Annotated in this window: 2 tRNA genes and 3 rRNA genes; all 5 read right to left on the bottom strand. The window is 46.9% G+C overall.

Annotation, left to right across the window (positions count from 1 at the left end):
* Positions 1-26: 26 nt before the first annotated feature.
* The 5 genes from rrf to J3U20_RS10040 all read right to left on the bottom strand — a co-directional run bounded on the left by rrf (position 27) and on the right by J3U20_RS10040 (position 5,074).
* A 5S ribosomal RNA gene (rrf, locus tag J3U20_RS10060) occupies positions 27-134 on the bottom strand.
* Between the two features lie 74 nt (positions 135-208).
* Positions 209-3,031: ribosomal RNA gene (locus J3U20_RS10055) — 23S ribosomal RNA — on the bottom strand.
* 121 nt (positions 3,032-3,152) lie between these two features.
* A tRNA-Ala gene (locus J3U20_RS10050) sits at positions 3,153-3,226 on the bottom strand.
* A 13-nt stretch (positions 3,227-3,239) separates the two neighbouring features.
* Positions 3,240-3,313: transfer RNA gene (locus tag J3U20_RS10045), tRNA-Ile, on the bottom strand.
* Positions 3,314-3,553: 240 nt separating this feature from the next.
* A 16S ribosomal RNA gene (locus tag J3U20_RS10040) occupies positions 3,554-5,074 on the bottom strand.
* Together the 16S, 23S and 5S rRNA genes with 2 tRNA genes alongside form the textbook arrangement of a ribosomal RNA operon.
* Positions 5,075-5,306: the final 232 nt, after the last annotated feature.

The raw sequence follows: 5,306 nt of genomic DNA, 5'->3' as shown, positions 1-5,306 counted from the left end.
CCTATACAAAGCTTTCTTTTTTAAAAAACCGGCGGCTACCTACTCTCCCGCGTTTGCAGTACCATCAGCGCAAGTAGGCTTAACTTCTGTGTTCGAAATGGGAACAGGTGAGCCCTACCGCTATAACCACCCTAAATATCTTAATGGGATTTTATATAAATTTTGTAAACTCTTACGGCCAATTGTATTAACTTTTACTTTTTTATTTTGGACGAAATCTCCGGGTAATTAGTACTACTCGGCTATGACATCACTGCCTTTACACCTGTAGCCTATCAACGTGGTATTCTCCCACGACCCTATATCGAATTCTTATCTTGTGGCGAGTTTCGCACTTATATGCTTTCAGTGCTTATCTCTTCCAAACTTAGCTACTCAGCGGTGAACCTGGCGGCACAACTGATACACCAGAGGTTTGTTCAACTCGGTCCTCTCGTACTAGAGTCAACTCCACGCAAAATTCTACGCCCGCAATAGATAGAGACCGAACTGTCTCACGACGTTCTGAACCCAGCTCGCGTGCCACTTTAATGGGCGAACAGCCCAACCCTTGGGACCTTCTCCAGCCCCAGGATGTGACGAGCCGACATCGAGGTGCCGAACCTCCCCGTCGATGTGAGCTCTTGGGGGAGACTAGCCTGTTATCCCCGGAGTACCTTTTATCCTATGAGCGATGGCCCTTCCATACGGAACCACCGGATCACTATGTCCTGCTTTCGCACCTGCTCGACTTGTCGGTCTTGCAGTCAAGCACCCTTATGCCATTACACTCTGCGCACGGTTGCCAAGCGTGCTGAGGGTACCTTTGAAAGCCTCCGTTACTCTTTTGGAGGCGACCACCCCAGTCAAACTACCCACCACGCAATGTCCTTCTGTTCAGAAGTTAGGCTCCAGATAAATAAAGGGTGGTATTTCAACGTCAACTCCTCGACTCCTGGCGAAGCCGATTCTCAGTTTCCCACCTATCCTACACATCATTTACCCGAAGTCAATACGAAGCTATAGTAAAGGTTCACAGGGTCTTTTCGTCCCATTGCGGGTAATCGGCATCTTCACCGATACTACAATTTCACCGAGCTCATGGTTGAGACAGTGCCCAGATCGTTACACCATTCGTGCAGGTCGGAACTTACCCGACAAGGAATTTCGCTACCTTAGGACCGTTATAGTTACGGCCGCCGTTTACTGGGGCTTCAGTCAAAGGCTTCGCTTACGCTAACCTCCTTCCTTAACCTTCCAGCACCGGGCAGGTGTCAGACCCTATACGTCATCTTGCGATTTTGCAGAGTCCTGTGTTTTTGATAAACAGTCGCCTGGGCCTTTTCACTGCGGCTCCCTTTTTATGGGGAGCGACCTTTCTCCCGAAGTTACAGGTCTATTTTGCCTAGTTCCTTAACCATGATTCACTCGAGCGCCTTAGGATACTCTCCTCATCCACCTGTGTCGGTTTTGGTACGGGCGCTGTAAACTTGCCTTAGAAGTTTTTCTTGAGAGCTCTTACCTACACTATCCATTCCACCGTAGCTTCCTGGTACTTTCACCTTCGGCATCGGCAACGCATTTTACTATTGCTGATTTACCTACATGCTTTAACGTACTATTCCGTCAGTACGCGGTAGTGTCATTACTCTGTCACTCCATCGAATTTACAGCCGGTATCGGAATATTAACCGATTTCCCATCGATTGCTCCTCTCGGATTCACCTTAGGTCCCGACTTACCCTCAGCTGATTAGCATAGCTGAGGAAACCTTGGATTTACGGCGTGAAGGTTTCTCACCTTCATTATCGTTACTTATGCCTACATTTTCTTTTCTATACGCTCCACAATAAGTCACCTTACTGATTCTGCGCATATAGAATGCTCCCCTACCGAAATTTTCATTTCGCATAGCTTCGGTAGTATACTTATGCCCGAGTATTATCCATGCCAAACCGCTCGACTAGTGAGCTGTTACGCACTCTTTAAATGAATGGCTGCTTCCAAGCCAACATCCTAGCTGTCTGGGCAGTCTGACCTCGTTTGTTCAACTTAGTATACATTTCGGGACCTTAGCTGTTGCTCTGGGTTCTTTCCCTCTCGGACATGGACCTTAGCACCCATGCCCTCACTGCTAAGAAACATATAATAGCATTCGGAGTTTGTCAGGATTTGGTAGGCGGTGAAACCCCCGCATCCAATCAGTAGCTCTACCTCTAGTATACTCTTTCTTAACGCTGCACCTAAATGCATTTCGGGGAGTACGAGCTATCTCCCAGTTTGATTAGCCTTTCACCCCTATCCACAGGTCATCCGAAGACTTTTCAACGTCAACCGGTTCGGTCCTCCACTTTGTGTTACCAAAGCTTCAACCTGCCCATGGATAGATCACAAGGTTTCGCGTCTAATCCCACTAACTAAACGCCCTATTCAGACTCGCTTTCGCTGCGGCTCCGTAGCTGAACTACTTAACCTCGCTAGTGAAATTAACTCGTAGGCTCATTATGCAAAAGGCACGCCGTCACATCTTATGATGCTCCGACCGCTTGTAGGCGTATGGTTTCAGGGTCTCTTTCATCTTTCTTTTCGAAATACTTTTCACCTTTCCCTCACGGTACTTGTTCGCTATCGGTCTTCAAGGAGTATTTAGCCTTGGAGGATGGTCCCCCCATGTTCAGACAGGATTTCACGTGTCCCGCCCTACTCTTTTTCATACATATCCAGATTTCACTTACAGGACTTTCACCTTCTTCGGTTGTTCTTTCCAAAACATTCTGCTATCTAATTACGTACTTTTGGGCTCTTCCGATTTCGCTCGCCACTACTCTCGGAATCTCGGTTGATTTCTTTTCCTCTTCCTACTTAGATGTTTCAGTTCGGAAGGTTTGCCTTCCCTTGCGGGAATACTATACTCTTGTATAGTGGGTTGCCCCATTCAGACATCTGCGGATCACTTCGTGTGTGCCAATCCCCGCAGCTTTTCGCAGCTTACCACGTCTTTCTTCGCCTCTTGAAGCCTAGGCATCCGCCATACGCCCTTAACGATTTCTTTTCCTTAGCCAATTATATTGGCCGCTCGGTTTATTTTTTTATATAAAATCCCAATAATGTCAATGATCCGTATATAACACTGGTTCTTTTTACTACTTCTTTCTTTCGTTTTTAGAACCTTGTGGAGAATAAGGGAGTCGAACCCTTGACCTCCTGCGTGCAAGGCAGGCGCTCTAGCCAGCTGAGCTAATTCCCCTTGTTTCCCTTTGTAGTCTCAGGCAGACTCGAACTGCCGACCTCTACATTATCAGTGTAGCGCTCTAACCGGCTGAGCTATGAGACTGATTGATTTTTATTTTCCTCGTTGCTCCTTTTACTCTTCTTCTTATGTCTTACCTTTTCCTTACAGGGGCTTTTCAGGGGTGTTATATATCTTGTGTTTTTTTAACTTTTTACTTACTTGTATTTTTTTCTTACCTTTCTTCATTATTTTTCCCTCTTTTCTTTGTTTAAGTAGGAAACACCTGGAAGTTGTAAGCTTCTTTTGGGGTTTTTTATTCCTTGTTTTGACTTTTTGCTCTAAAAAAGAGATGTTCCAGCCGCACCTTCCGGTACGGCTACCTTGTTACGACTTAGCCCCAGTCACTAGTTTTACCCTAGGCAGCTCCTTTTACGGTCACCGACTTCAGGTACCCCCAGCTTCCATGGCTTGACGGGCGGTGTGTACAAGGCCCGGGAACGTATTCACCGCAGCATGGCTGATCTGCGATTACTAGCGATTCCAGCTTCATAGAGTCGAGTTGCAGACTCCAATCCGAACTGAGACCGGCTTTTGAGATTCGCATCTGGTTGCCCAGTAGCTGCCCTCTGTACCGGCCATTGTAGCACGTGTGTGGCCCAGGGCGTAAGGGCCGTGATGATTTGACGTCATCCCCACCTTCCTCGCGGTTTGCACCGGCAGTCTCATTAGAGTTCCCGACTTTACTCGTTGGCAACTAATGATAAGGGTTGCGCTCGTTATAGGACTTAACCTGACACCTCACGGCACGAGCTGACGACAACCATGCAGCACCTTGAAAATTGTCCGTAGAAATACTTATTTCTAAGTACGTCAATTCCCATTTAAGCCCTGGTAAGGTTCCTCGCGTATCATCGAATTAAACCACATGCTCCACCGCTTGTGCGGGCCCCCGTCAATTCCTTTGAGTTTCAACCTTGCGGTCGTACTCCCCAGGTGGGATACTTATTACTTTCGCTTAGTCACTGAGGGGTAACCCCCAACAACGAGTATCCATCGTTTACGGCGTGGACTACCAGGGTATCTAATCCTGTTCGCTCCCCACGCTTTCGTCCATCAGCGTCAATCGGTATTTAGTAACCTGCCTTCGCAATCGGGGTTCTGTGTAATATCTATGCATTTCACCGCTACACTACACATTCCAGCTACTTCAATACTATTCAAGATTAACAGTATCAACGGCAGTTCTACAGTTAAGCTGCAGGTTTTCACCGCTGACTTATCAACCCGCCTACGGACCCTTTAAACCCAATAAATCCGGATAACGCTCGCATCCTCCGTATTACCGCGGCTGCTGGCACGGAGTTAGCCGATGCTTATTCGTATGGTACCTTCAGAACATTACACGTAATGTGGTTTATTCCCATACAAAAGAAGTTTAAAACCCATAGGGCTGTCGTCCTTCACGCGGGATGGCTGGATCAGGCTCTCACCCATTGTCCAATATTCCTCACTGCTGCCTCCCGTAGGAGTCTGGTCCGTGTCTCAGTTCCAGTGTGGGGGGTCACCCTCTCAGGCCCCCTAAGGATCATCGTCTTGGTAAGCCGTTACCTTACCAACTAACTAATCCTACGCATGCCTATCTGTATCCGATTAATCTTTTAATATCTGCCAATGCTGACTGATATGTTATCCGGTATTAATCCGGGTTTCCCCGGGCTATCCCAGTGATACAGGTAAGTTGCATACGCGTTACGCACCCGTACGCCGGTCTCTCTTGAAGCAAGCTCCAAAATACCCCTCGGCTTGCATGTGTTAGGCCTCCCGCTAGCGTTCATCCTGAGCCAGGATCAAACTCTCCATTGTAATTTCTTTGTTATTATCAATTTCAAGGCCTTTTCCCAAACTCAAAAGAATCTCTTTTCTTCCAGGTTGTGTTTTGCTACTTTTTATCTTTCGTAAGCTTTGTTTAAAAAACTTTTTATTTCAACGATCTTTTGCGCTAATCAGGACCCCTCATCTTCTGTTTTTCTCTTTCGTTGTTCCTGACTTGCGGGTGCAAAGATAGCTACTTTTTCTTTCCCCGCAAGTTTTTTTT

The sequence above is a fragment of the Apibacter sp. B3919 genome, from assembly GCF_026537405.1.
Classification (GTDB): domain Bacteria; phylum Bacteroidota; class Bacteroidia; order Flavobacteriales; family Weeksellaceae; genus Apibacter.
This window is presented reverse-complemented; position numbering and strand designations above follow the sequence as displayed.